Annotated in this window: 23 protein-coding genes; 8 read left to right on the top strand and 15 right to left on the bottom strand. The window is 58.5% G+C overall.

Annotated elements, in window-relative coordinates:
* The first annotated feature begins 487 nt into the window (after positions 1–487).
* Together INR77_RS06305 and INR77_RS06300 are read left to right on the top strand one after the other, a co-directional pair.
* Positions 488–2,293 (top strand): methyl-accepting chemotaxis protein, encoded by a 1,806-nt coding sequence (locus INR77_RS06305; RefSeq protein WP_223073046.1) that lies wholly within the window; start codon positions 488–490, stop codon positions 2,291–2,293.
* Positions 2,294–2,362: 69 nt separating this feature from the next.
* The gene (locus tag INR77_RS06300) at positions 2,363–3,286 is read left to right on the top strand and encodes an alginate export family protein (protein WP_223073045.1); all 924 of its coding nucleotides are present in this window, start codon (positions 2,363–2,365) and stop codon (positions 3,284–3,286) included.
* A gap of 563 nt (positions 3,287–3,849) precedes the next feature.
* On the opposite strand, the gene INR77_RS06295 is transcribed toward INR77_RS06300, so the two are convergent.
* The 6 genes from INR77_RS06295 to INR77_RS06270 all read right to left on the bottom strand — a co-directional run bounded on the left by INR77_RS06295 (position 3,850) and on the right by INR77_RS06270 (position 12,571).
* A complete protein-coding gene (locus INR77_RS06295; RefSeq protein WP_223073044.1) occupies positions 3,850–4,896 on the bottom strand; it encodes a DUF6161 domain-containing protein in 1,047 nt (348 codons plus the stop codon).
* Positions 4,897–5,736: 840 nt separating this feature from the next.
* Positions 5,737–6,378, bottom strand: a complete 642-nt coding sequence (locus INR77_RS06290) for a cation diffusion facilitator family transporter (protein ID WP_051699725.1) — start codon at positions 6,376–6,378, stop codon at positions 5,737–5,739.
* 73 nt (positions 6,379–6,451) lie between these two features.
* Entirely contained in the window at positions 6,452–6,781 is a 330-nt protein-coding gene (locus INR77_RS06285; RefSeq protein ID WP_223073043.1) for a hypothetical protein, read from the bottom strand.
* Positions 6,782–6,889: 108 nt separating this feature from the next.
* A complete protein-coding gene (locus INR77_RS06280) occupies positions 6,890–10,132 on the bottom strand; it encodes an efflux RND transporter permease subunit (RefSeq protein ID WP_051699723.1) in 3,243 nt (1,080 codons plus the stop codon).
* A gap of 43 nt (positions 10,133–10,175) precedes the next feature.
* Positions 10,176–11,321 carry an efflux RND transporter periplasmic adaptor subunit gene (locus INR77_RS06275; RefSeq protein ID WP_034953556.1) on the bottom strand — a complete coding sequence of 382 codons (1,146 nt, stop codon included), beginning with the start codon at positions 11,319–11,321 and terminating at the stop codon, positions 10,176–10,178.
* Positions 11,322–11,332: 11 nt separating this feature from the next.
* A complete protein-coding gene (locus INR77_RS06270) occupies positions 11,333–12,571 on the bottom strand; it encodes a TolC family protein (RefSeq protein WP_034953555.1) in 1,239 nt (412 codons plus the stop codon).
* A 202-nt stretch (positions 12,572–12,773) separates the two neighbouring features.
* On the opposite strand from INR77_RS06270, the gene INR77_RS06265 reads away from it, so the two are divergent.
* Positions 12,774–13,085 (top strand): hypothetical protein, encoded by a 312-nt coding sequence (locus INR77_RS06265; RefSeq protein WP_223073042.1) that lies wholly within the window; start codon positions 12,774–12,776, stop codon positions 13,083–13,085.
* Here INR77_RS06265 and INR77_RS06260 read toward each other — a convergent pair.
* Both INR77_RS06260 and INR77_RS06255 read right to left on the bottom strand, forming a co-directional pair.
* Positions 13,059–13,433, bottom strand: a complete 375-nt coding sequence (locus tag INR77_RS06260; RefSeq protein ID WP_234715557.1) for a DUF3703 domain-containing protein — start codon at positions 13,431–13,433, stop codon at positions 13,059–13,061. The two genes, INR77_RS06265 and INR77_RS06260, sit on opposite strands and share 27 nt — an antisense overlap.
* Positions 13,430–14,068: a cation transporter gene (locus INR77_RS06255; protein WP_034953552.1), complete on the bottom strand. Its 639-nt coding sequence runs from the start codon at positions 14,066–14,068 to the stop codon at positions 13,430–13,432. The genes INR77_RS06260 and INR77_RS06255 overlap by 4 nt, the downstream gene beginning before the upstream one ends.
* 83 nt (positions 14,069–14,151) lie before the next feature.
* Between INR77_RS06255 and INR77_RS06250 the strand changes: the two genes are divergently transcribed.
* Positions 14,152–14,592 carry a helix-turn-helix domain-containing protein gene (locus tag INR77_RS06250; protein WP_034953551.1) on the top strand — a complete coding sequence of 147 codons (441 nt, stop codon included), beginning with the start codon at positions 14,152–14,154 and terminating at the stop codon, positions 14,590–14,592.
* A 157-nt stretch (positions 14,593–14,749) separates the two neighbouring features.
* Positions 14,750–15,190: a hypothetical protein gene (locus INR77_RS06245; RefSeq protein WP_054588488.1), complete on the top strand. Its 441-nt coding sequence runs from the start codon at positions 14,750–14,752 to the stop codon at positions 15,188–15,190.
* Between the two features lie 30 nt (positions 15,191–15,220).
* Here the strand turns inward: INR77_RS06245 and INR77_RS06240 are convergent, their stop codons facing one another.
* Genes INR77_RS06240 through INR77_RS06210 form a run of 7 tightly spaced genes read right to left on the bottom strand, consistent with a single transcriptional unit; the run spans position 15,221 to position 20,927 of the window.
* On the bottom strand, positions 15,221–15,934 hold the full coding sequence (locus INR77_RS06240; RefSeq protein WP_247271579.1) for a PepSY domain-containing protein: 714 nt from the start codon (positions 15,932–15,934) through the stop codon (positions 15,221–15,223).
* Between the two features lie 30 nt (positions 15,935–15,964).
* On the bottom strand, positions 15,965–16,483 hold the full coding sequence (locus INR77_RS06235) for a nuclear transport factor 2 family protein (RefSeq protein ID WP_084758320.1): 519 nt from the start codon (positions 16,481–16,483) through the stop codon (positions 15,965–15,967).
* Positions 16,484–16,509: 26 nt separating this feature from the next.
* Entirely contained in the window at positions 16,510–17,766 is a 1,257-nt protein-coding gene (locus INR77_RS06230; RefSeq protein ID WP_054588489.1) for a copper resistance protein B, read from the bottom strand.
* On the bottom strand, positions 17,763–19,571 hold the full coding sequence (locus tag INR77_RS06225; RefSeq protein WP_054588490.1) for a copper resistance system multicopper oxidase: 1,809 nt from the start codon (positions 19,569–19,571) through the stop codon (positions 17,763–17,765). Before INR77_RS06225 ends, INR77_RS06230 begins: the two co-directional genes overlap by 4 nt.
* A gap of 55 nt (positions 19,572–19,626) precedes the next feature.
* On the bottom strand, positions 19,627–20,187 hold the full coding sequence (locus INR77_RS06220) for an RNA polymerase sigma factor (RefSeq protein ID WP_034953546.1): 561 nt from the start codon (positions 20,185–20,187) through the stop codon (positions 19,627–19,629).
* A 6-nt stretch (positions 20,188–20,193) separates the two neighbouring features.
* Positions 20,194–20,628 carry a periplasmic heavy metal sensor gene (locus tag INR77_RS06215; protein WP_034953545.1) on the bottom strand — a complete coding sequence of 145 codons (435 nt, stop codon included), beginning with the start codon at positions 20,626–20,628 and terminating at the stop codon, positions 20,194–20,196.
* Between the two features lie 2 nt (positions 20,629–20,630).
* On the bottom strand, positions 20,631–20,927 hold the full coding sequence (locus INR77_RS06210; protein WP_034953544.1) for a hypothetical protein: 297 nt from the start codon (positions 20,925–20,927) through the stop codon (positions 20,631–20,633).
* 99 nt (positions 20,928–21,026) lie between these two features.
* Between INR77_RS06210 and INR77_RS06205 the strand changes: the two genes are divergently transcribed.
* From INR77_RS06205 to INR77_RS06195, 3 genes are read left to right on the top strand one after another with little or no spacing between them, the layout of a single operon-like run.
* Entirely contained in the window at positions 21,027–21,695 is a 669-nt protein-coding gene (locus INR77_RS06205; RefSeq protein ID WP_051699721.1) for a DUF2231 domain-containing protein, read from the top strand.
* Positions 21,695–22,384, top strand: coding sequence for a class I SAM-dependent methyltransferase (locus INR77_RS06200; protein WP_034953543.1), 690 nt, complete (start codon positions 21,695–21,697; stop codon positions 22,382–22,384). Before INR77_RS06205 ends, INR77_RS06200 begins: the two co-directional genes overlap by 1 nt.
* Positions 22,381–22,845 (top strand): DUF411 domain-containing protein, encoded by a 465-nt coding sequence (locus INR77_RS06195; RefSeq protein WP_034953541.1) that lies wholly within the window; start codon positions 22,381–22,383, stop codon positions 22,843–22,845. Before INR77_RS06200 ends, INR77_RS06195 begins: the two co-directional genes overlap by 4 nt.
* Positions 22,846–22,849 lie beyond the last annotated feature (4 nt).

Here is a 22,849-nt window from a genome sequence, read left to right as displayed (position 1 = left end):
ATGATGTTTCCAACCCAATTAGAAGTAACCGCGTCTCCGCGATCGGTTTCCGCCCGATGCCGTTAATTCAGCTCCAGACCTCTACATGCACGCACCGCTTCACCACCTTCAGCCATAGTTTCCCGTTCCCCGTGGAATGAGGGAAGCACAAGACCTACAGCCGAGATGCTGCACCTATGGCATTCGACGCATTGGCGATGATGTTTTCATAATCGCCTCGGCATGAAGTGCAGGAGACGACATTGAACGTGAGCCATGATCTGTTCTCGCATTTCTCCAATCATCACCGTCCAATGAACGTATCAGAGCCTTTCGATAGTCAATTCTTCTTACACTCGACCTGAGCAGACCTTAAACCGGTTCCAGTACGACCTGTGCCACTCTGCGGCCGATCCCGTCTGTCGATCCCGACAGCACTCGATCGCTAGGGTATACTGGATAGAGTATGGCAACAGGATAAAAATTTGCGACTGGCCTTGATGGCTGGTTGACCAGTAAATCGATCAACGAGCGCCTAGAAATTCAAGCGACCGCGTCGATCATTCTCAGCCTCACACTGGTCGCCATCTTGGTGGGCACATTTTACCTGCGCTCGCAGATGCAGGATGACGATAACGTCTATTCCGATAGAGCACTGCATTCGGCCCTACTGGAAAAGGATTTCGCCTCACTTGAACGCGATGCCTACCACTATGCCTTGCGTGGAGACGCTGAATCTCGCGAAGCGTTTGAAAGCAATGTGACGGATATGCGCCAAGCCATCGACGAGATGCGCGGTCGACTGGACGAAGGGGATGCGGCGCTCATCGAGAATGTAGTCTCGCTCAATAGCGCCTATGTCGCGACCGTGACTTCCGAGATGAGCGCTGGCCGAACAGATGCTTCGGGCACGGACCGTATCGCGGCAGCAGGCGAGAAAGTCGATACAGCTATCGAAGCAATTCGCGATCCGGCAATCGCCAAGGCCACAGAACAGGCAGTCGCGCTGGCATCGTTCTCGAACCGTGTTGTCGGTCTCACGATAGTGCTCGCATTGCTTGTTGGAATTATTTCCTACGTTCTTGCTCGGGCGATCCGCAATGCGATTGCTGACGAACTTGGCGCGATGTCCGGGGTTATCAGACGGGTTCTTCAAGGCGACCTCGATGTGACCATCAATCATGCCGAGCGAAATGACGATGTCGGCGAACTGGCCCGTGCGGCGGTACAGCTTCGGGATACCACCATGCAGAAGCGTCAGGCCGATGCCGACATGACGCAGATGGCTCAGCGCGTCGGGGAGTGCCTGCAAAGGATGTCGCGAGGTGATCTAACCACTGAGCTTAGCGAACTCAGCGATAGTTATTCGGGCTTACGCACCGACCTCAACACCACGATTCGTCAACTTCACGACACGTTACTTGGCGTCGCGCAAAGTGCGAACTCGATCCGCGTCGGTTCCAATGAAATCAAACAGGCATCAGACGACCTTGCCTCCCGCACGGAAAGCCATGCTTCCGAACTTGCGAGCACGGCAGAAGCAATCAAGCAGATCGCCGAAATGCTATCGGAAACCGCCAGCGGCGCAGCTCAGGCGCGCGAAGACGTCACCGATGCAATGGCCGAGGCAAGAACTGGTGGCGAAGTCATCGACGGGGCGGTTGCGGCAATGGGCGAGATCGAAGCATCGACCGCCCAGATCGAAGAAATCATAGCGGTGATCGACAACATCGCCTTCCAGACCAACCTGCTAGCTCTCAACGCGGGCGTAGAGGCGGCCCGCGCGGGCTCTTCTGGCAGCGGATTTGCTGTTGCCGCGCATGAAGTACGAGCCGTGGCCCAGCGTTCCGCAGAAGCTGCAAAGGACATCAAGAGCCTGATCGAGCGCAGCTCCGGTCAAGTTTCAGAGGGGGCTGGAATGGTGCGCAAGACAGGCGAAGTCTTTGAGCGGATTATCGAAAAGATCGGGATCACGACGACAGTGGTGGAGAACATTAGCTCCAAAGCGGAAAGTCAGGTGCTTAACATTCGAGACGCAAACCAAGCCATGCACAACATGGATACCGTAACGCAGCAGAACGCCGCGATGGTCGAAGAAAGCAACGCTGCCGCACACAATCTTGCAACCGAGGCGGACAATCTTGCTTCCATCGTTTCCGGTTTCAACCTGAACAGCAGTAACACGCAGCCCACCGTGAAACTGGTGCCGGCCGCGTCCCGACCCGAAGAAACGGTCTCACAAACCCCTCAAAAGCTCGCGGCCCAGGCCGACGGGAATCTTGCCTTCAAGTCCGAGGACTGGAGCGAATTCTAAAACAACAAAGCAATCGGCGTTCGCCCGCACCAACACGCGTGACGCAACTCAAAGACTTAGAGGTAGATTATGAAGAAGCACGCTATTGCTGTGGCATTGGCCGGCACCGCCATGACCTTAACCGCAGCCCCCGTGGCGGCGGAGGACGGGGAGCATCCTACCTTGCAGGATGCCATCGGCTCTGACGACTTCACAATCAGCGCGAGCGTCCGAACGCGCTATGAAACCTACGAGAACCCGTTCCGAAGCAGCGGAGCCGATGCGGCAGACCTGTTGAGCTTCCGCACAATTGTGAAGGCGGGATACGATGCCGGCCCGGTTCGGTTCGGCGGCCAGCTTCAGGATGCGCGCGCCTATTGGGCTGATGCCGGAACCCGGATCTCGAAGGCTGAGGTCAACGCTCTCGAATTCGAGGGCGCCTACCAGAGCGGCTCAATCCGCGCTTCATCTTCTGCCGACGCAGCCAAGCTTGACGTGTCAGCCTATACCTTGGCCGCGCAAGTCGGCTACACTTTCAATCATGCCTCACGCCCGCGGCTATCGCTGGTAGGCGATATTGCGAGCGGCGATAATACTGACAGCACCAGTTACAACCGTTTTGACACACTGTTTGGTATCCGCCGGGGCGACTGGGGTCCATCATCGTCGCTCTACGGGCCGCTCAGTCGTAATAATATTTGTGACCTTGGTGCAAAATTCGAGATCAAGCCGTCCAAGCGGGTCGATGCGTTCGTCGCTGCTCGCACTGCGTGGCTGGACGAGAGGACCGATGCTTTCGCGAAGACTGGCATCCGAGATGCTTCCGGCCAGAGCGGACGTCATGCAGGTGAGCAGATCGAAGCGCGGCTCCGCTACTGGATCGCACCCAATTTCGCCCAGCTCGATGTTGGCGGCGCAGCGCTGTCGAAAGGGAAGTTCCTGCGTTCCGCTCCCAATGTCTCCAACACTCGCGATACGCGCTACGCATACGCTGACCTATACTTCAAATTCTAGAGCTCTTTCCCAGCGACGGACGCTTACAGAACAGAAATTCCCAATCATGCGGTCAGATGCCACAGAGGATTTTGCACTGGAGGATCTGGGCGTTGACTTCGTTTCTTTTTCACTGGGACGAAGATCAAATCTTCTCAAAATTTCAAATTCATATCTGTGCGATATGGGCGGATGGGAACAGCTCCGGCGAGTGAAAAGAGCCGCCATGCGGCGTTTGACGTAGGTCATAGCCTCATCGACAAGCTTCTCTTCCATCCCGAGGAGGATGATAACCACGCATCCTAGGGGGAAATTCGTATGATGTTGAAACGCGCTAACGGCTGGGATCTATCAAAAGTTACCCCTTATCGGGGGTAACGATGGTAGCGGAGGAACTCTATTTCTTTTTTATTATCAATGCTTTAGATGCACTTCTACTATCTGTGCCGGATGATACTGTGCCAAAGACCTCAGGTTTGGCACACTTTGGCACAGGCCTCCTCTTGGATTCTAGGGCTTTTGACACATGCGGCCAGTGACTAGCTGTGCCAACTCCAACCAAGTGTGCCATGCCCACTCTATCGTTAACCGGATTTCGGGTTAGTTAGGCTGTGCGCAGCCAAGGCTGCTGGCGAGAGCACAGGCATACCATCGTCTTTCACAATGCCGTCCGAAACAGGCGCAAACAAAGAGGCTAGAATGATCGTACGATCACTGTCCGTCGCTGCATCCTGCTTGATGAGTGCGAGGTAAGTGTGAGCCATGGCAGATCGGGCGGAAGCGTCCGTCGAAAGATGATCCTCGGACATCATAGAGCGAACAAGGACTCTCAAGCCCCACACAAAGAGCGTGAAAATCACCACCGAACCGGCGACATAGGAGCTTACTTGGGCAGTGACATCGTCGGGCAGCATCCAGCGCACCCCTGCAAAACCGACGAAGATCCAGAGGAGCGATAACAGCAACCCTACGACGCCAAAACCAATCGTCCACGAACGGAAAGTCTTGTAATTCTCTTTGTGGGTCTTCGACCGTTCACTCCAAAGCTCAACCGCTGTTTCGGTCTTCAGTTGCTCCAGATAATCATGGCGCGCCTGCTCCCAGTCAGCCTTATGCTGCGCCATGGTCGCTGCCGCATCTTGAGCTAGGCTTTTGTGATCTTCGGCTGCCGTATCGAGCATGTCCTGGAAGGCTTGTCTCTTGGCCTCAAGCTCTTCGAGATCTTTCTCCAAGAGCAACGCAAGCTTTTCCTCATGATCTTTTAGCGCATCAGCCAGCCACTTCTTAGTGTTCGGCTTCTTGAGTGTCTCCTCAATGGACAAAGCCGCAAGAAGCTCTGCGTAGGATTGGATAACTTTGACAGAGACATTGTTTCCGCGCTGACCATCCAGTTGCCCAGTGAGAAGGTGAGTCAGTGCAGCGTGAACCTCGCTTCCCCGATCGCCGTCGGTCATGATTTCAAGTCGACGCCGCAAGAGGCTCGAAAACGGCACGACTGGTGAGCTATTTAAGCGTTGCTGGATGGTCGCTTGTGTAGCTCCATCGCCTCTTGCTGTGGCTGCAGCAGCATCCCATCCAGAATGCAGGTGGCGGCCCCACTGTTGAAATGCTGGGGGATTGGATTTCTCCAAGCCCTTATATTTTTTGCTCTGCTCCTCGGCGAAACGGACGAAGTCTTCGGGAGACCTGAACGTCTTCTCATTTTCGTACCGATTTGAATCTCAACTTCATGACAACACCTTGCTTGCGTCGATGCCTAGACTCATCGCCAACAGATATTGGTTCCACAATACAAAGGCCGATGATCTTGGGACGCAGCAATATGCGTTGGATCAGCTAACAACGCACTGAAGTCTGCGAACTTTCTTGGGGATTGAAACGGAATAGATACCAGCAGTAATCCGATACCCACTACTATGCGAGTGTGCCAAGAGTGTGCCAAATAAACGCAGATTCTGTGCCAGATAAACGCTTCGCCATGGCACAAACTGCCATCAAACCCTTAAGATACAGGGGTTTAATTGCTTGAATTGGTAGCGGAGGAGGGAACGAGAAGGAGTGCATAAGCCCCTGATAAACAAAGACCCTTTATTTCTCCGTCCCGAAAATACCCCCAGCGATACCCCCAACCACCGGTGGTTGCGGTAACCAGTTCATCCTCCGCGACGAACCGATTCCCTAGTATAAATTGGCCGGCATCTCACCTTCATTACGGCAGGGCTCCTGCCCCTTGATGGACCGTCCACCATGTCAAAACTCGGCAGAAGAACCGATGTTTCCCACGCGCGTAAGCCAGACCGCGAGCTAAACAATTTCAGCCAGCGCCGAGCATGCCTGTCTTGGTCCCATGGTGCTTTGAGTGACCTCGCTGAACCACACTGAACACTGAAGTACTGGCCGCGATAGTCGCGAAGCGCACTTCGTGCAGTGGAATTTATCTCGATTGTCGGGTCACCGACTTCGCTAGCGCCTCATGGCTCGCGGAACGCATCACCCCTGTGATGTTCCGTCCCCTCTTCATCGTGCTTATCCATATGCGCGTCTCGCAGGATATCGATGCCGCCGTAAAGAGCGATCCCCGCAACGGCGACACCGACAACAAGATCGGGCCAGTTCGAGCCTGTCAGCATGACAATGATCCCTGCCAGAATAATGCCACCGTTGGCGACGAAGTCGTTAAAGCTGAAGGTTGTTGCAGCGCGTAAGTTGACGTCCTTTTGCTGCAGCTTCTGAAGCAGGCGAAGGCAAACTAGGTTCACCACCGCAGCAACCGCGGCCATGGCCATCATCATGATGCCGCCCGGTTCCGATCCCTCCACAAAACGTCGGATAGCATCGGCGATCACGCCTCCTGCGAGCACGAGAAGAAGAATGCCTGACAAGCGCGCGGCGTTTCTTTTCCATGTGCGTGTTCGTGTAAGCGCGAGGAGGCTCAGGACGTAGACGAGGGCGTCAGAGGAGTTGTCCAGTCCATTGGCGATGAGGGCGTTCGAGTCGGCGAAATAGCCGAAAATAAAGAAGCCTACGGCCAGCGCGACATTGAGCCAGAGAACGACCCATAGCGTTCTTCGCTTGTCTGCGGTTTCAAGATGCAGCTCGCCTTCGCCGCTCATTCCGAACCTCCTAAATCGTACTCCCCAACCTCAGTCTCACACGTGCAAGCCGGTAGCGGTGAGCAATTTTCAATCAATGCCCGCTCTGCCCTTTGGGCGCTTTGAGCGACGTGGCCGGGCAGCGATGGAAAATACGCGCCACACCGCGATAATTGCGCGTGACCAACCGCTCGGAACTGCGCTCTTCGATGGTGAGATGACGAACCCTCATCGGCCGTTCGTGCCCTGCGAATGGCATATGCGCGTGGGTATAGGCGATTGCATCGCCCTCATCCCGCCAGATACGCAGGGCAGCAGGCGCTCCGTCCGGAAGCTGCACTTCTGCGTAATAGCCATCTGCAAAGAATACCCATGCCGGACCGGATTCGCACGACGCCGTTTCCCCTAGGCGCTGGCGTGACATCGTTTTGTGCCAGGGCCGGACCGACCATCATGCCAGGGCCGGCGAGCGCTACTGCTATCTTGAATTTTCTCATCTTTTTTCACCTTCAATCCAACTTCTCGCCTTGCGTCACGTTTCTTGCAGCGGACGAGACGGCGCTTCGATGGTCTCGCCATCATCCGGAGCGGCTGCTTGCTGCAATGTCTTCCTAAAGATCAGGCTGACAATGGCGGGTAGAACGAACAGCGTCAGCGCGGTTGCGGTAATCAAGCCGCCGATCACCACGGTAGCGAGCGGTCGCTGCACTTCGGCTCCAGTCCCGGTGGCCAGTGCCATGGGGACGAAACCAAGCGACGCGACGAGCGCTGTCATCAGGACCGGGCGAAGACGCGCCAGGGCACCATCGACGATCGCATCGCTCAGCTCCAGCCCCCGCTCCAAACGTTGTTTGATGGCAGTGATCATCACGAGGCCATTGAGCGTGGCCACGCCGGACAAAGCGATGAAGCCCACGGCTGAGGAAATCGAGAACGGCATGCCGCGAAGCGCGAGGAAAAACACACCGCCGGCCAAAGCCAGCGGGATCGCGCTGAACACCGCCAAGGCTGACGTCCAACTCCCCACTGCCGCATAGAGGAGCAAAAGGATCACCGCGAAAGCGAGCGGAACCACGATGAAGAGGCGTTGCTGTGCCTGCTGCAGGTTCTGGTATTGCCCGCCCCATTCGATGAACGAGGCCGACGGCAGATCGACGTTTGCCGCCACTTCCGCCTGGGCCTCGTTGACGAAGGAACCGAGGTCGCGTTCGCGCACATTGGCGGAAACGATTACCAATCTGCGGCCCTGCTCTCGCCGAACTTCCGCGAGACCGTCAACCACCTCGAAGTCTGCAACCGCGCGCAATGGAACGCTGTCTCCATTCGGGAGTGCGATCGGCAAGGTTCCGAGCTGATCGAAATCGTTGCGATCGGCATCGGACAACCGAACCACGATATCGAACCGGCGGTCACCCTCGAACACCAGTCCGGCTTCACGGCCACCAAGCGCCACAGCCACCGACTGCGCCACATCTTCTACCGTCAGTCCGTATCGGCCGATTGTCGCTCGGTCGAACGCGATGTCGAGCGTTGGGAAACCCGAGACCTGCTGAACCTTCACGTCGGCTGCGCCCTCTATACCATTAAGGATCGCCGCAACTTCGTTGGCCGAAGACGTCATGGCGGTGAGATCGTCACCATAAAGTTTCACGGCGACATCACCGCGCACACCGGCGATCAGTTCGTTGAAGCGCAGTTCGATCGGTTGGCTGAATTCGTAGAGATTGCCGACGAGGTCGCCGAGCGCTTCTTCCATCTCGCTAACGAGATCATCCTTGGAAAGCGAGGGGTCTGGCCACTCGTTTCTCGGCTTGAGGATGACATAGGCGTCCGAGATATTCGGCGGCATCGGATCGGTCGCGACTTCGGCCGTCCCGGTCCGGGAGAAGACCAGTTCGACCTGCGGAAACTGCTTGAGACGGCCTTCGACCTGCTTTTGCATATCGAGTGAACGCTCGAGCGGGGTTGAAGGTATACGCAGCGATTGAACCGCCAAATCCCTCTCATCGAGCTGCGGCGTGAACTCACTCCCCAGAAAGGTGAAGACCAGCGCCGCGAGTGCAAATACTCCTACACCCGTCCCGATTACCGGCCACGGGCGAGCGAGCGCCTTGCGTAGCAGGGGCCCATAGCGCTCTTTGGCCAAGCGGATCGGCTTCATTTCCGTCTCGCTCACCTTTTTATTCAGCAAAAGTGCAATCATTGCCGGCACAAAGGTGAGCGAGAGGATGAAGGCCGATGCCAGCGCGAGCATCACGGTGATGGCCATGGGCGAAAAGGTCTTGCCTTCGACCCCGCTGAAGGTGAGCAAGGGGGCGAAGACAAGCAGGATGATCGCTTGCCCATAGACCGTCGGTTTGATCATTTCCTGTGCGGCAAGGCGTGTCTCGACGAGCCGCTCCGACAGGGTTAGCAGACGGCCCTCATGCTCCTGCCTGGCGGCAAGACGGGCGATACTGTTCTCAACGATGATGACGGCGCCATCGACGATCAGCCCGAAATCGAGCGCGCCAAGGCTCATCAGATTGCCCGATACGCCCAGCCGGTTCATGCCAATGGCTGCCATCAGCATAGAAAGCGGGATCACCAGTGCGGCTATGATCGCGGCACGAATATTGCCGAGCAGCAGAAACAGGATCACGATGACCAGCAGCGCACCCTCGGTCAGGTTGTTGCGCACAGTCCTGATCGTCGCGTCCACCAGAGTGGAGCGATTGTAGACGATTTCCACCGTCACTCCTAAGGGCAGCGACCCGCGCACTTCTTCCAGTCGCTCGGCGGCACCGGCGGCGACCGTGCGGCTATTTTCGCCCGCGCGCATCAACACTGTGCCGATGACTGCCTCTTCACCGTTGAGCGAACCTGCGCCTGTTCGCAGATCACCGCCCACTTCAACCGTGGCAATATCGGCCACGCGAATGGGAATGCCCTCGCGTGTCGCGACAACGGCCTGTTTGATATCTTCAACGGTACCCAGCCGTGCATCGACCCGGGCGAGCAAGGCCTCCCCTGCGCGCTCGACGAAGTTCGCACCTTCGGCTTGGTTCGCGGCTTCAAGCGCCGTGATGACCTGCTCGATTGAAACGTCGTAGCCCGCGAGGCGATCTGGATCGGGCTGCACAAGATACTGTTTTACGTAGCCACCAATCGTATCGACGCCCGCAACTCCATCGGCCGATCGCATGAGCGGAGCTACAATCCAGTCCTGAACAGTACGCAGGTATGCCGCTCTCGCCACCTCGGTATCCAGCACCTCACCGTCATCGGTGACGAAGCTTCCATCGGGTTGCCATCCCATCGGTCCGCCGCTCGGCGTATCGTTGCCGTAGGCCCCATCGAACTCGACGGTGTACATCAGGACTTCACCGAGCCCGGTGGAGATTGGCCCCATCGAAGGTTCGGCACCCTCAGGCAGCGAGGCGGCAAGTGTAGCAAGCCTTTCTTCCACCTGCGTCCGCGCGAAATAGAGGTCGGTGCCCTCCTCGAAAATCGCGGTTACCTGGCTGAACCCGTTGCGAGAGATCGAGCGGGTCATCTCCAGCCCTTCGATACCCGCCATGCCGGTTTCGACCGGGAAGGTAACCTGCGTTTCGATTTGCGAGGGAGAGAGTGCCGGAGCCTCGGTGTTGATCTGCACTTGCACATTGGTGATGTCGGGCACCGCATCGATCGGCAGACGCGCGAGGTTGAATGCACCCCAGATCGCGACGCCGAGAGCGATAACCACAACTGCCCAACGGTAGCGAACCGACAGATCGAGGATAGAACCGATCATTCCTGATCGGTGCTGCTGGTCGGGCGCGAGCGGAGAAGGACTATCAATGGCCATGCTCGGCTTCCTCCTTTCCGAGTTCGGCCTTCAAGAGGAATGCGTTCCGAGTGGCGATCCTCTGACCCTCTCGCAGGCCCGACCTTATCTGGATACGCCCCGCTGACCTTGCCCCGGTCGTCACCGGCATTGCCTGGAATCCGCTTGCCATGCGAACGAAGACGACCTGGCGGCCTTCGACCATCTGCACAGCCTCTTCCGGAACGGAAATCGCGGCAACATCGGCCTCATCCGACGGTCGGATCCGGGCTTGCAAGAACGCGCCCGGACGCAGTTCCGGCACCCCTCCCCGCAGCGCAATGATAGCGGTAGCGCTGCGGCTCTCCGGATCGAGTGCGGGTGTTACCGAACGCACGCGCCCTCCGATCTCGCGGCCCTGCCCCAATTCGAGCGTGGCCTCATCGCCAGGACTGATCCTTGCCGCATCATTGGCGGGTAGCGCCACTTGCACCTGCAACCCACTGGCATTGACGACCTGAAACAGCTCATCGCCAGCAGAGACATAGGCTCCGAGCACGATTTGGGCGCTTGTGACCTGGCCGGAAATCGGACTGGTCACGGCAAGCGAGCGTCCGTTGCCACCAACGCCTGCGGCGGCGGCAGCCGCCTGCGCCCGCGACAATTCTGCTCGCGCGACCTGGAGGTTGGCCTGCGCAGCTTCGAGATCCTGCCGCGCCGTCACATTCGCTTCGAACAGCCGGCGCTCACGGTCATAGAGCGCTGACAATTCACCCACGCGCGCTCGTGCTGCCGCGACTTGCGATGCAAGAGCGGCGGCATCGGCACTCTCGATACTCGCGATCGTCTCGCCCTTACGGACATAGTCGCCAAGCGTCTTGTTGACGCTGCGAACAACTCCGGATGCACGCGCGTCGATCCGCGCGCTCGCGTTCGGAGCGGCGGCAACGGTCGCCGGGAACACCAACTCGGTGGCGGAGCCTGCCTCGACCGTCTCGATATCGATCGACGAGGCTTCGATCTGCTGGTCGCTGATCGGCACGATCCCTTCTGGGGCATCGGCAACCTCGCTGTGCTCGTCTTCGGAATGGTCCTCGGAATCATTAGGCCAGAAGGCCCAAATGGCGGCAGTCGCGAGAAGAACGACCGCGACGGCTATGAGAATGTTACGTTTCATGGGAATGGACCTCACTCTGCAGTGAGCCAGATGAGGCGGGCGGCAAGTACGCCTCGCGTCTCTTCTGCCTGTATCAAGTTTTCACGGATGGCATCCCGCGCTTCGGCGGCGGCCAGAACTTCGATCAGTGGAAACCGCCCATTGCGGTATCCAATCTCGACCAGTCGAAGCGCTTCCTCGGCTTGCGGAAGGCTCGCGCGTGACAAGGTTTCAACCCTTGTCTCGGCAGAACGATAAAGCGTCAGGGTGCGCTCGAATTCCAGTCGATAATCGGCTTCGACAATCGCTTCCTGTGCCTGCGCAGCACGCGCCTGCGCTTCGGCGGCAGCGATATTGCCTTGATTGCGGTTGCCGAAAGGAAGCGGGATCGTAACGCCGACAATAAAGGCCTGGTCGTTGCTGCCTTCGAAGCGCCGCACTCCTGCCATGACACTCGGGTCCGGCACACGAAGCGATCGTTCGCGAGCGATCTCAGCCTGCGCGAGTTCGGTGCGAGCACCGGCCAACCGCAACGGCAGCGGATCAGATGCATCATTCGGAGCGACGGGTGGGCTAATGTCAGGGAAAGAAGACGCGACACGCCAGGGTTCTTCTGTGGGCACCCACAGCGCAGTGAGGGCCTGGCTCGAAGCAATCTCGTCAGCTTCGGCAGCCTGCAATTGCGCTTCCGCTTCGGCAAGCGATGCCTGGGCTCGCATGGCCCGTAAAGGAGGCTCTCGCCCGACCTCGACCAGCACGGTTGCGATACGCGCAAGTTCGCGATTGCGCTCGACGATTTCACGCGCGAGTTCGACGCGTTGTCCAGCGGCGACTGCCGCAATGTAGCGCTCTCTCACGGCCAGCGCGAGTTCAGCGGTCGACATATCCCGGCGAACCCCAGCAATCCTCGCCGATGCTTCCGCGCTTCCGATGCGCGCGCGGCGCTTCCCGCCAAGCTCGATCTGCTGTGCGAAGCCCAGCGTATACTCGCTGGACTGGAGACCGGAAAACGCTCCGGTTCCCGCGACATTCTCCGCCTCGAAGCTCAGCTCCGGATTGGGTCGCAGCCGCGCCTGCGTGATGGCTGCGCGCGCTGCTTCTTCCTCCGCTAAAGGCCCGTAGACCCTCGGATTGACAGAGGCTGCGTCTTCCGCGCCTGTACCAACGCCAGCGCGTTCAAGCGCTTCGTCGAGCGTAATCGTGTTTTGTGCCCATGTTTGCGAGCCGATGGACGCGGCCATAAGTGCCGCGGCCAGTGCAATGCACCGCATTTCGTATCTCCTGACTGAAACCTGGCGAGCGAGATTGCGCTCGCCACAAAAAAGGTCTCGGTCAGGCCTTCGGGGGCTGTTTGGGTACGGACGGCATGCGCGACGCCAGGGATGCTACACGCAGCGGTCGCTTCAACGTTTCTCGATGCCAGAAAGCGTTTGATACGAGGTTGCCAACTTCGCTCAAATTGAAACTGCAATTGTGATGGTGGCCACCCGCGTGGTCCTGCCGGGTCTGATCATCATCAGGGACGTCGGCATCGAAGTGCTCTGCGCCATGCGCGTAGACATGGTCGGCGGCGTGCGCAAACGTCTCTCCCTGTTCGGCATGCACATCGGGCACCATCAGCAGATTGCTGAAAAGGAGCGCGACAAACGCAAGAAAAGGCAAGATAAGACGTCGCATTACGGCGCCGCTACTAGGGTTTCGGCGCGCATGGTGCAAGAAACTATTCTGGCAAGGTTGTTTGGGAGTTTGCTCATGTCGTTATCGCCTATGGACCTGGTCAGGTAGCGAGAATATTTCTGCAAGGTCATCCGGGTACGGCATCGGCGTGAAGGCATTAACGTTGGACCGTCCCGTGTTACCCCAAGGCAGCCTGCCCGTAATATTGCCGAGCGGCGCCAGAACCAGTCGCACGAACTGTCCGAGAGCTTCGCCGATCTCCCCTTGTGTGAGAGCAAACCTGAGCATCGCAATATGCGATCGGATATGCTGCCAGAAAAATGCCTGACCGAGGATGTGCTCGCGCTCAAGTGCCCTCCACGCCGCGTCACAATTGCCTACCTGTTTTGCCTTTTCGAAAGCGGCTCTTTCGATTTCGATCAACGAGAGGATCTGTTCCTTTGCCATGATGGTCATCGGCTTTCCCCTCTTTCTAGATGAAGGCGCTCAGACCTAAGCTCAGACATCGCCTGCCGCGCGATGGCGATGGACGACCGGAGGAACAAGCCTGCCAGCATGATTGCCACGAGCAAATCCGGCAAAGCACTCGCGGTCGCGGCGACAAGAAGGCCCGCGACGATCACGGCGACATTGCCAATCGCGTCATTACGCGAACACAGCCAGACCGAGCGGACATTGCTGTCGCCGTCGCGCCATTTGAGCAGGATGATGACGCTTGCAACATTCGCGCCGAGCGCGAGCAGTGCGACCAAGCTCATGGTCTGCGCTTCGGGCGGCACGCCTTCTGCAAACCGCAACGCTGTCATTCCAAGAACTGTGATGGCGATAAGCGCGAGCGAGCCGCTTTTGATCAAGGAGGCCATAGCTCTGGTTCGAATGGATGCGCCGATCACAGCCAGGCTAAGGCCATAAGTCGCGGCGTCCCCAGCGAAGTCGAGGGCATCGGCTTTCAGAGCTTGCGAGCCGGAGGCCATACCGGCCCACATCTCGATAACGAACATGGTCGCATTGATCGCGATCACTATGATCAAGGCCCGCTTGTAGGCCGGTGACAGCCCATCGAACACTTTCTCTTCGCAGCAGCCTGACATTGTTCTTTCTTCCCGAGTCGTAATGACAGGCAGCTTGATACAAGCTACAGTGACTGTAGCTTCAAGCGAGAAATGGTAAGTCTATGAAATCTATATCAATTGGGGAGCTTTCGAAGCGATCCGGCGTGAAGATCACGACGGTACGCTACTACGAGCGCGTGGGACTAATGACGAAACCCGAGCGCAGCGCCGGCGGGCAGAGAATGTACCGCGAAGATGATGTAAAGCGCATCAGCTTCATTAAGCATTCTCGCCATTTGGGCTTTTCTCTGGATGCCATTCGCGAGATGCTACAGCTTCAAACCACCCCAGCGATGGATTGTTCTACGGCGAACGAGATCGCTGAAACGCAGCTTGCGCTTGTCCGACAGCGCATCGCGCAACTCACATCTCTCGAAAAAGAGCTGGAGCGTATCGCCAAAGCTTGCGGCGGTGGGGCCGCAGCGGATTGCAAGGTTATCGAAGCTCTCGGCGATCACAGCCAATGTGACACCGAGCGGCACGAGAAGGTCGAGGGGCTCTGAGCGCTCGGCAGATCCGACACGTTCGGCATAAAACGCGATCTCCCAAACCATTGTTCGTCTATTATCTAAAGAAAGACAGGCTCGGGCAGCACCGAAGTAGCCAATCCGATCAACTTGTAGTTGACGGTTAACGGCCCTCGGGACACGCTAATGGGCGATGGGACGAACGACTTGGCTTTTCCTGATTCTCGGCTCCCTGATTTCGTTTGTCTGGGAAAGCTACCAGATGCCGTTCTTTGAACCAGGTAGTTTGACTTCCTACCAACAGACGATCCGTTGTGGGATTGCCAGCCTGGGCGATGGGGTCATCCTGTTGGCAGCTCATCGCCTAGCCGTTTTCATTGGCGGAGCTGATTGGTGGGCCAGCTCGCGCAAATCTGCATATTTTACCTATTTCGGCTTCGGTCTCGCCGTTGCGGTGTTGGTAGAACTGATCGCCACATCGTTACCGCCCGATAGTGTCTTCGCGTGGCGATATAGCCGATTGATGCCGATCGACCCTGTTTTAGGCTTGGCGCTCGTACCGATAGCCATGTGGGTGATTGTTCCCGGAGTGACCCTGGTTCTGGTGCGTTTTACCACAGCCAGGACCGTCTGAGCCACCATTCGAGCGCCGCAGGTTTGTCGGCTACCTCTTTCTAACCCGCAGCCTTGGCATTCGGTTTGCAAGGAGAACAAAGCCCGACAGGGCCATGACCGTGCCGCCTATACCAAACAGGAGCAGCCACCAGCTGTTGATGCGGTCACGCTGGGTCCAATCCATGATGTGCAAGCCCCAGATGAAATCGAACAGGCGCCAGGTATCGCTGCGTGCCGCCCCGACTGTACCACTCGAAGCATCGACATAGATGCGTGTGGAAGCCTCGTCCCCGTATGTGACCTGCCAGGCCGGAAAAGGTCCGCGAAATTCTGTCCCCACTGGCTCGTCAACAAGTCGCGCGGACTCGATCGTCGTTCGAGGTCCAGTCCAGGCGCGCAGGGCAACCGATTTCGCTGTCTCAGCCGAGATTGGCGAGAGTTTTCGCCCGGTCGCCGGATCGTGCAGGCTAACGCTTCCGTCGATCAGTTGGATCTCTGTTACCGCTTCGCCATCGAGCGAACGCATCGTCACAGCAGCAAGGTTGCCCTTGTTTGCGACCCAGGCAGGGAGCGGGGCGTCGGCAGACAGCGCTTGTGGTTCACGCGAAACGACGTGCTCGGAGCGAACCTCCTTGATATCGAGAAACGACATCAAGGCACCGGTTCCCATCCACAATAGAACCTGAAGACCGACCAAAATCGCCAGCCACTTGTGAATCTTGCTGCCCAGCACATGCAGGCGCAGCTTTACCGAACGCGTCACCAAGCTTCGCTACCCTCCCAGCTTTTACTTTCAGTTCCGCGGTGCTCGCGATGACGAATGGTACTGCACAATTTTCCAGCCCGAAGCATCGTGCGAGAGTACCGATGTCGCAACACCATCACGCTCGAATACGCGCCCATCCTCCAGCTCGATCCGATACCCGTAAGTTTCATAGCCATAAGCCATATGCCCCATACGCGTCACGGTCAGCGTCGGATCGGAAAAGGTGAAGCTCTTGATCGCATGAAGCTCGGGGCCGAGATGATGCTCCATATAGTTTGCGAAGCTACCCTCTGCCTTGCCGTTTTCGAAAATTGCGGACGATTCCGCGAAGAGCGCGGACATCGCGTCGGCATCGCGTGCTTCCAGGGCAGTGCGATAGGCCTTCAGCACATCTTCCGCTCCCGCAACATCGTCGACAGAAGCGTCCATGGCTTGCATCGGGTGGCCTGCATGGGATGAATGATCCATCTGCTGCGCCGATGCAGCCGTTGGCATCAGCGCAAGTGCGAGCGCGGTCGATACGATCCGTGTGACAGCCTTGTTCATTTTTCTTGTATTCCTTCTCTATACATTCAGAACCAGAACCTTACGCCGACGACATAATTGGTGACGCTTGGATCCTCTCCGACGGCCCGCGCAAAATCCGCGCTGCCGCCGATGCGCCATTCCTGCGAAACGCCGACATAGGGTGCGAACTCACGTGCGAACTCGTATCGCAGACGCAGGCCCGCCTCGATCCGGTCGAGACCGGCACCGATGCCCAGCTCCGAAATGTCCTGCGCAGAAAGCGCGAGTTCGGCTCTCGGTTGGAGGATCAGTCGCTGCGTGATGCGCTGGTCGAGTTCAGCCTCGATCCGTGCGGTCACATCGCCTTTGGTGGAGACGAAAACTGCGGCATCGACTTCGAACTGGTAAGGCGCGAGCCCTTGGATACCGATCACTGCATGGGTGCGCTCGGGGCCAGTCAGATCCTGGCGGACACCGGCCTGAAAATCGAAGAAGGGTGCAATGGCGCGGCTCCAGAGCGCCTGGACCTCGGCACCCTCGATGGGCTCCCCGAAGCTGCCCTCGCCTTCCGACTTGAACCAGAACTTGTCGATATCGCCGCCATAATAGCCCTGAACATCCCAAAGATAACCGTCGCCCCCTTCGCGGGCGCGGAATTCTAGCCGGTCGCCCTGGAACCAGAATTGGATGCCACCATCGGTCTCGCGGATGAGTTCGCGCCGCGCTTCGTCCATGGCGTCCTCGCCCCAGATAGAAGCTGCCGCACGCGCGGGGCCGCTACCTGCCTCGGGAGGAGGCGGCAGCAACCGGATATCATCGTCCGAGCCCATCTGCATCGCCGAGTGGTCCATGCCCTGCATGTCCTGCGTGCCCGTCTGCCCATGGTTCATCCGGCTATGATCCATCTGCCCGTGATCCATCGACGAGCTATCGGCGTCCGCCTGCGGCATCGAGCCGTGATCCATTTCCGCGTGGCCCGCGGAGGACGAACTTGGACCGGCAGCATCCATCGGCATCGTCATGCTCGACTGATCATCCTGAGCGGTCATCGAACCATGATCCATGGTAGAATGATCTATGCTAGGGTGGTCCGTGGCAGCTTCAGGCTGGGCAGCGGGTCCGCATGCATCTTCGGCTACCTGATGCCCCATCGCGCGATGGGGCTCGGCTTCTTGCTCGCACTTTGTCTTGGCAGCGGCCTGCGGCCCGGCACCCTTCTGCTGCGCCATTGCTGAATGATTGTGATCCTGCGCCGCGGCGGGCACCGCAACAACTGAAACGGCCGCAACCGAGGCGAGCGAGCTAAAGACAGGAGTCTTCATGCTGTGCTCCCATCTGGGTTGGCAACGGTAACGATTTGAAACATACCGGCATGCATGTGGTAGAGTAGGTGACAGTGGAAAGCCCAGTCGCCCGTCTCGTCCGCCGTCAGGTCGAACTGCGCGTTGCCGCCCGGCTGCACGACAACCGTGTGTTTGAGCGGTTGGCGGTCTCCAGGCGCGCCATTGACCAATTCGAAAAAATGGCCGTGGAGGTGGATGGGGTGCGCCATCATCGTATCGTTGATTAGCTTCACGCGCACGCGCTCGTTATAGGCAAAGCGGATCGGTTCGTCGGAGACGGCGGAGAACTTCTTGCCGTCGAACGACCACATGTAGCGCTCCATGTTGCCGGTGAGGTGTATTTCCATCCGCCGTGAAGGAGTTCGCGGATCCTTGTTCGGCACCAGTGCGCGAAGCTTGCGGTAGTCGAGCGTTCGATGGGGAACATCGGCAAGACCGATGCCGGGATCGCCCATTCGGTCGACCGGATTCATCGACACCATGTCGAGACCCGGCCCCACCTTCACATCGGGCGGCAAGCGCGAGGTATCGCGCATTTTCATGCCCGACATGCCGGCCATGCCAACCATTTCGGTATCGCCGGAGGAACCGTGATCCATCCCCGCCATGTCGCCGCCATTGCCGTGGTCCATTCCCGACATGCCGGCATCGCCGCCCGAGCCGTGATCCATACCGCTCATTCCCATGTCTGCCATGGTCAAGAGCGGCGGATCGCGCAGGGGCGGAATTGCGGCGCGCGCACCGGGTGCGCTCGCAAGCGTGCCGATCCCCATGCCCGAGCGGTCCATGGATTCCGCCACCAGTGTGTAAGCTTGTTGTTCGCCCGGCGTAACGACGACATCATATGTCTCGGCAACGCCAATCTGGAACTCGTCGACCTCGACCGGTTCGACATCCTTCCCGTCCGCCTGCACGACAGTCATCGGCAGGCCGGGAATACGGATGTTGAAGAAGGTCATGGCGCCGGCATTGATGAAGCGCAGCCGCACGCGTTCGCCAGGCCGGAAAAGGTATTCCAGATTGTCGAGCGGGCCATGACCGTTGAGAAGGTAGGTGTAAGCCGCGCTCGACACATCGAGGATGTCGGTCGGCATCATGCGCATTTTCGCCCACATCCGGCGATCCTCACCCGAAAGCGGGTAGTCGTCGGTCCAGGTGTTCTGATTGTAGTTGAAGTAGCCTTCGCCCTTCTTCAGTTTGTCGAAAATCGTGTGCGGGGACATGGCGCTGAACTCGCTCAGAACCACGATATATTCGCGGTCAGCCTGAACCGGATCGGGCCCTTCCGGATCGACCACGATCGCGCCGTAGTGTCCGGCCTGTTCCTGCAGGCCGCTATGCGAGTGCCACCAATAGGTGCCCGCCTGACGAACCGGGAATTCTGCGGTGAAGGTTTCTCCCGGCTTGACGCCGGGGAAGCTCACGCCCGGCACGCCATCTAGCTGAAACGGCACGAGCAGGCCATGCCAGTGGATCGAGGTATCTTCCTGGAGTTGGTTGTGCACATTGAGCCGGACTGTCGTACCTTCCTGCAAGCGCAACAGCGGGCCGGGGATAGTGCCGTTGACGGCAATGGCACCGCCGCGCCTGTTACCCGTCGCGAAGGCCGACCGCGCAACGGTGAGGTCGATATTCGGCCCGGACACTTCGTCCAGCCCTTTGCGGGCATTTCCCGCCGAGATATCCGCGCCGCGCGCCCAAGCGGGCATGGCGCCGCTGAGACCAAGCAAGCCCAAGCCGCCAGCGCTTGTGCCGAGGAATTTTCTGCGATTTACGATTGTCATCCTAAAAAGGCTCCTGAGGGGTTTCCTTCCGTTACGAACGGAAGGACCTAATCCCTCAGAACTTCTCGAATTTTTCGCGCAGGCGCTGCCTTGCCCGGTAGACGCGGGTCTCGATCGCTTTCTCGCTCACGCCTAGCAAACTTGCGGCTTCTGCCTGGCTGCGCCCATCGATACTCACCAGCACAAGGGCTTCGCGCAGCCGGACCGGGAGCCGTTCGATTTCGGCTCTAAGCAAGCTCAGTTCCTGACGGGCCGCCGCGCGGTTTTCCGGATCGGGACTTTCATCCGCGACGAGAGCTGCATCGTCTGCCGACACCAGTCCAAAGTAACGTTTCGCTTTTCTGGTTCTGAGCCGGTCGCGGCACTTATTGAGGACCACCGTAGTCAGATAGGGGCCGACTGGTCTTTCAGGGTCGAGGCGATGCCTCGCGACCCAAACCGATGCCAGGCCGTCCTGGACAGCGTCTTCGCCCTGTGGTTGGCTTCCAAGCATACGCGTCGCGAGGGTCAGCAGTCGGCCAATATGTGGCTCAACCAGCGCAGTGAACGCGGCTCTGCTTCCCTCGACAGACTGCCGGACCAACTCCTGCTCGTGGTCGCTTCCGTGCGAAGACACGGTCGATCAGTCGCGCGGAGCGTTGGTCAGAGCATCGGAGACCTGACGGTCGAACAAAAGCTTTTGGTCCGGGTCGAGCAGTTCGCGCATATCGAAGACATGGCGCACGGTCGCTTTCTGGAGTGCGCCCATCTTCTCGTGGACGTCATCGATCGCGGCGCTCACTTCGGGGCCGTATTCGTGTTCGGCCTCCATTGCCCTTGCGAGCCGGGCATTGGCCGCGCGCAGCGAGGCTTCCAGTTCTGATTTTTCTACGGCATAGCGGCTTTCCAAGGCTTCAAGCCGTGAGTTTTGCTCGGGGCTGAGCTCTAGCTCATCATGAACGAACTGGTGCAATCCGCCGCTTGGTTCCCCGTCGCGCCAATAATCCGATGCAAAGGCACCGAGGCAACCAGCGAGCGCTGCAAGCAGGATGGCGAAGAGTATATGCTGCGTCTTCAATTCTAGCGCCCGCCTTCCAGAAGGGCTGCCGGAGACAGCCTTTCGCCGGAATCAAAACTGGCGACAGCAAGCTTTGCCGAAGCATCGAGGTTGCGCGGGACCTCACTCGCTCCGAACCCTGCGCCCAGACCGACGACGAACAATCCGGAGAAAAGCGCTGCGCGCCGGCGCCTCTCAGCGATTACGCCCAACTCTCCAGCCCGGTGCCACACCCCATCCATGAGCTGATGGGGGTCGCTCGAACCGGTTTGCTGAGCCAGCGATGCCAGCGCGGCATCGAAAGAAGGGTGCTTGGTCATGTTATACTCTTTGTAGCGATACACACAGCTATACGCTGAACTTCGCGCAAGCCCTTAAAGAAATTTGAGGGCTAGGCTCAGCGACTGCGTATCAAGGTTATGCAAACCCGGCGACATCTGACCTTCCTTGCTCTTCTGATCGCGACCTTTTTGGCAGCGCCTCTCGGCGCGCACGAAGGTCATAAATCAAACATGTCCGATGAAGAGATGGTGATGATGGAAGCCAGCTCCACTGATGCAAAAACCAATCACGGCACTGGTGGAGCAATTGCACACAGCCATAGTGCGAGCGCCGAACACAGCATGTCGGCCGACCAGATGATGCAACAAAAGATCGAGGAGAACCGCCTTACCTCGTTCAGTGATCTATTGGCCAGACTGCATCCGATTGCAGCCCATTTCCCGATCGCGCTCTTTCTGGTCGCTGCGCTCACGGAGTTCGGCCTGATCCTCAGGCCCAGCCTGGGCCTTCAAACCACGGTTCGTTTTCTGGTGGCCGCAGGTGCAATTGGCGGACTTGGCACCGCCGCTTTTGGCTGGTTCGCAGCGGGCTGGCGACTTTCTGACCGATCCGAGACGTTGGCCATCCATCGTTGGAATGGCACTGCGATTGCGGCCGCCGGTCTGTTAGCCTGGTGGCTGAGTTCACCGGGCAAAAACCGTTGGTGGCTCAGACTGGTGCTGGCCATCATCGCCGGCGCGCTCATCGTCCAAGGCTATTACGGCGGCGAAATGGTTCATGGCCCCAACCATATGGGGGTCATGTGATGCGTGATACGAGCCTGCCAAGGGGAGATCGCAGTTTCACTCCGGCCCTGGGCAAGGTTTGGCTCACGCCGGTATACGATGCAGCGATCGCGCTGTTGACCCGCGAGCATGTCTGGCGCGACGCCGCGGTCCGCGCCGCCGACCTCAAGCCCTTCGACAAGGTGATCGATGTCGGCAGCGGAACCGGCACCCTTCTGCGTCAGATGATGTCGAGCTGCCCGCCTGCTGAATACCTCGGTGTCGAACCAGACCCTGACGTCTTAGCAATCGCCGAGCGCAAATGCGGCAGCGTCTCTCACATGATCCAGTGGCACAATGGCTTTCTTGACACCCTCGACCTCGGTCGGGGTTGGCAACCGAACAAGATCATAAGCAGCCTCGTTCTTCACCAAGTCTCCCCTGAGCAGAAGCGCGCAATCCTCGAACAAATCTCGGCGTTGCTAACGCCTGGCGGCATGGTGTTGATCGCCGACTATATGCGTCAGGAACCGCCGCTGATGCGTCGGCTTTTCAGAATGACCGTCCAACAGCTCGACGGGATCGAGGATACCCAGCCCAATGCGGACGGGCTCATCGAAGAACATCTGCAAGAAATCTTCGAGGACGCTGAACGCCTGCGAGTTTTTCCCACCGCAACCGGGGCGATTTCGCTTTGGCGCGGATACACCAAGAAGGTCCCCGACTCATGAAAATCCGGTTTTTGGTCCTACCTAAAAGGTCGCTTGTGGCATCCGCATTGTTGTTGCTGGCAGCCTGCTCAAACGCTGCCCAGGCTGCGACCTACACGATGTTCCGCGATCCCAATTGCGGTTGTTGCCTGAAATGGGCTGATCACGTCGAGCACAAAACGGATGCCGAGGTGACCTCGGTCGATACGACCGAAATGGCACGGATCAAAACCGAGCGCGGCGTGCCGCAAGAGCTCTGGTCGTGCCACACGATGGAAATCGAGGGCTACATGATCGAGGGCCATGTACCGGCAGATGCGATCGAACGATTGCTGCGCGAACGGCCGGAGGGCGTCACCGGGCTGGCCGTTCCCGGCATGCCCGTCGGCTCGCCCGGCATGGAATTCGAAAACCGGATTCAGCCATTCGATGTGATCGCCTTTGGACCTAGCGGCCAAAGCGTGTTCGCATCCTACCCCTGAAACT

The sequence above is a fragment of the Erythrobacter sp. SCSIO 43205 genome (genome assembly GCF_019904235.1).
Lineage (GTDB): Bacteria > Pseudomonadota > Alphaproteobacteria > Sphingomonadales > Sphingomonadaceae > Erythrobacter.
Note: the sequence above shows the minus strand (reverse complement) of the source record. Positions and strands in the feature narration are given on the sequence as shown.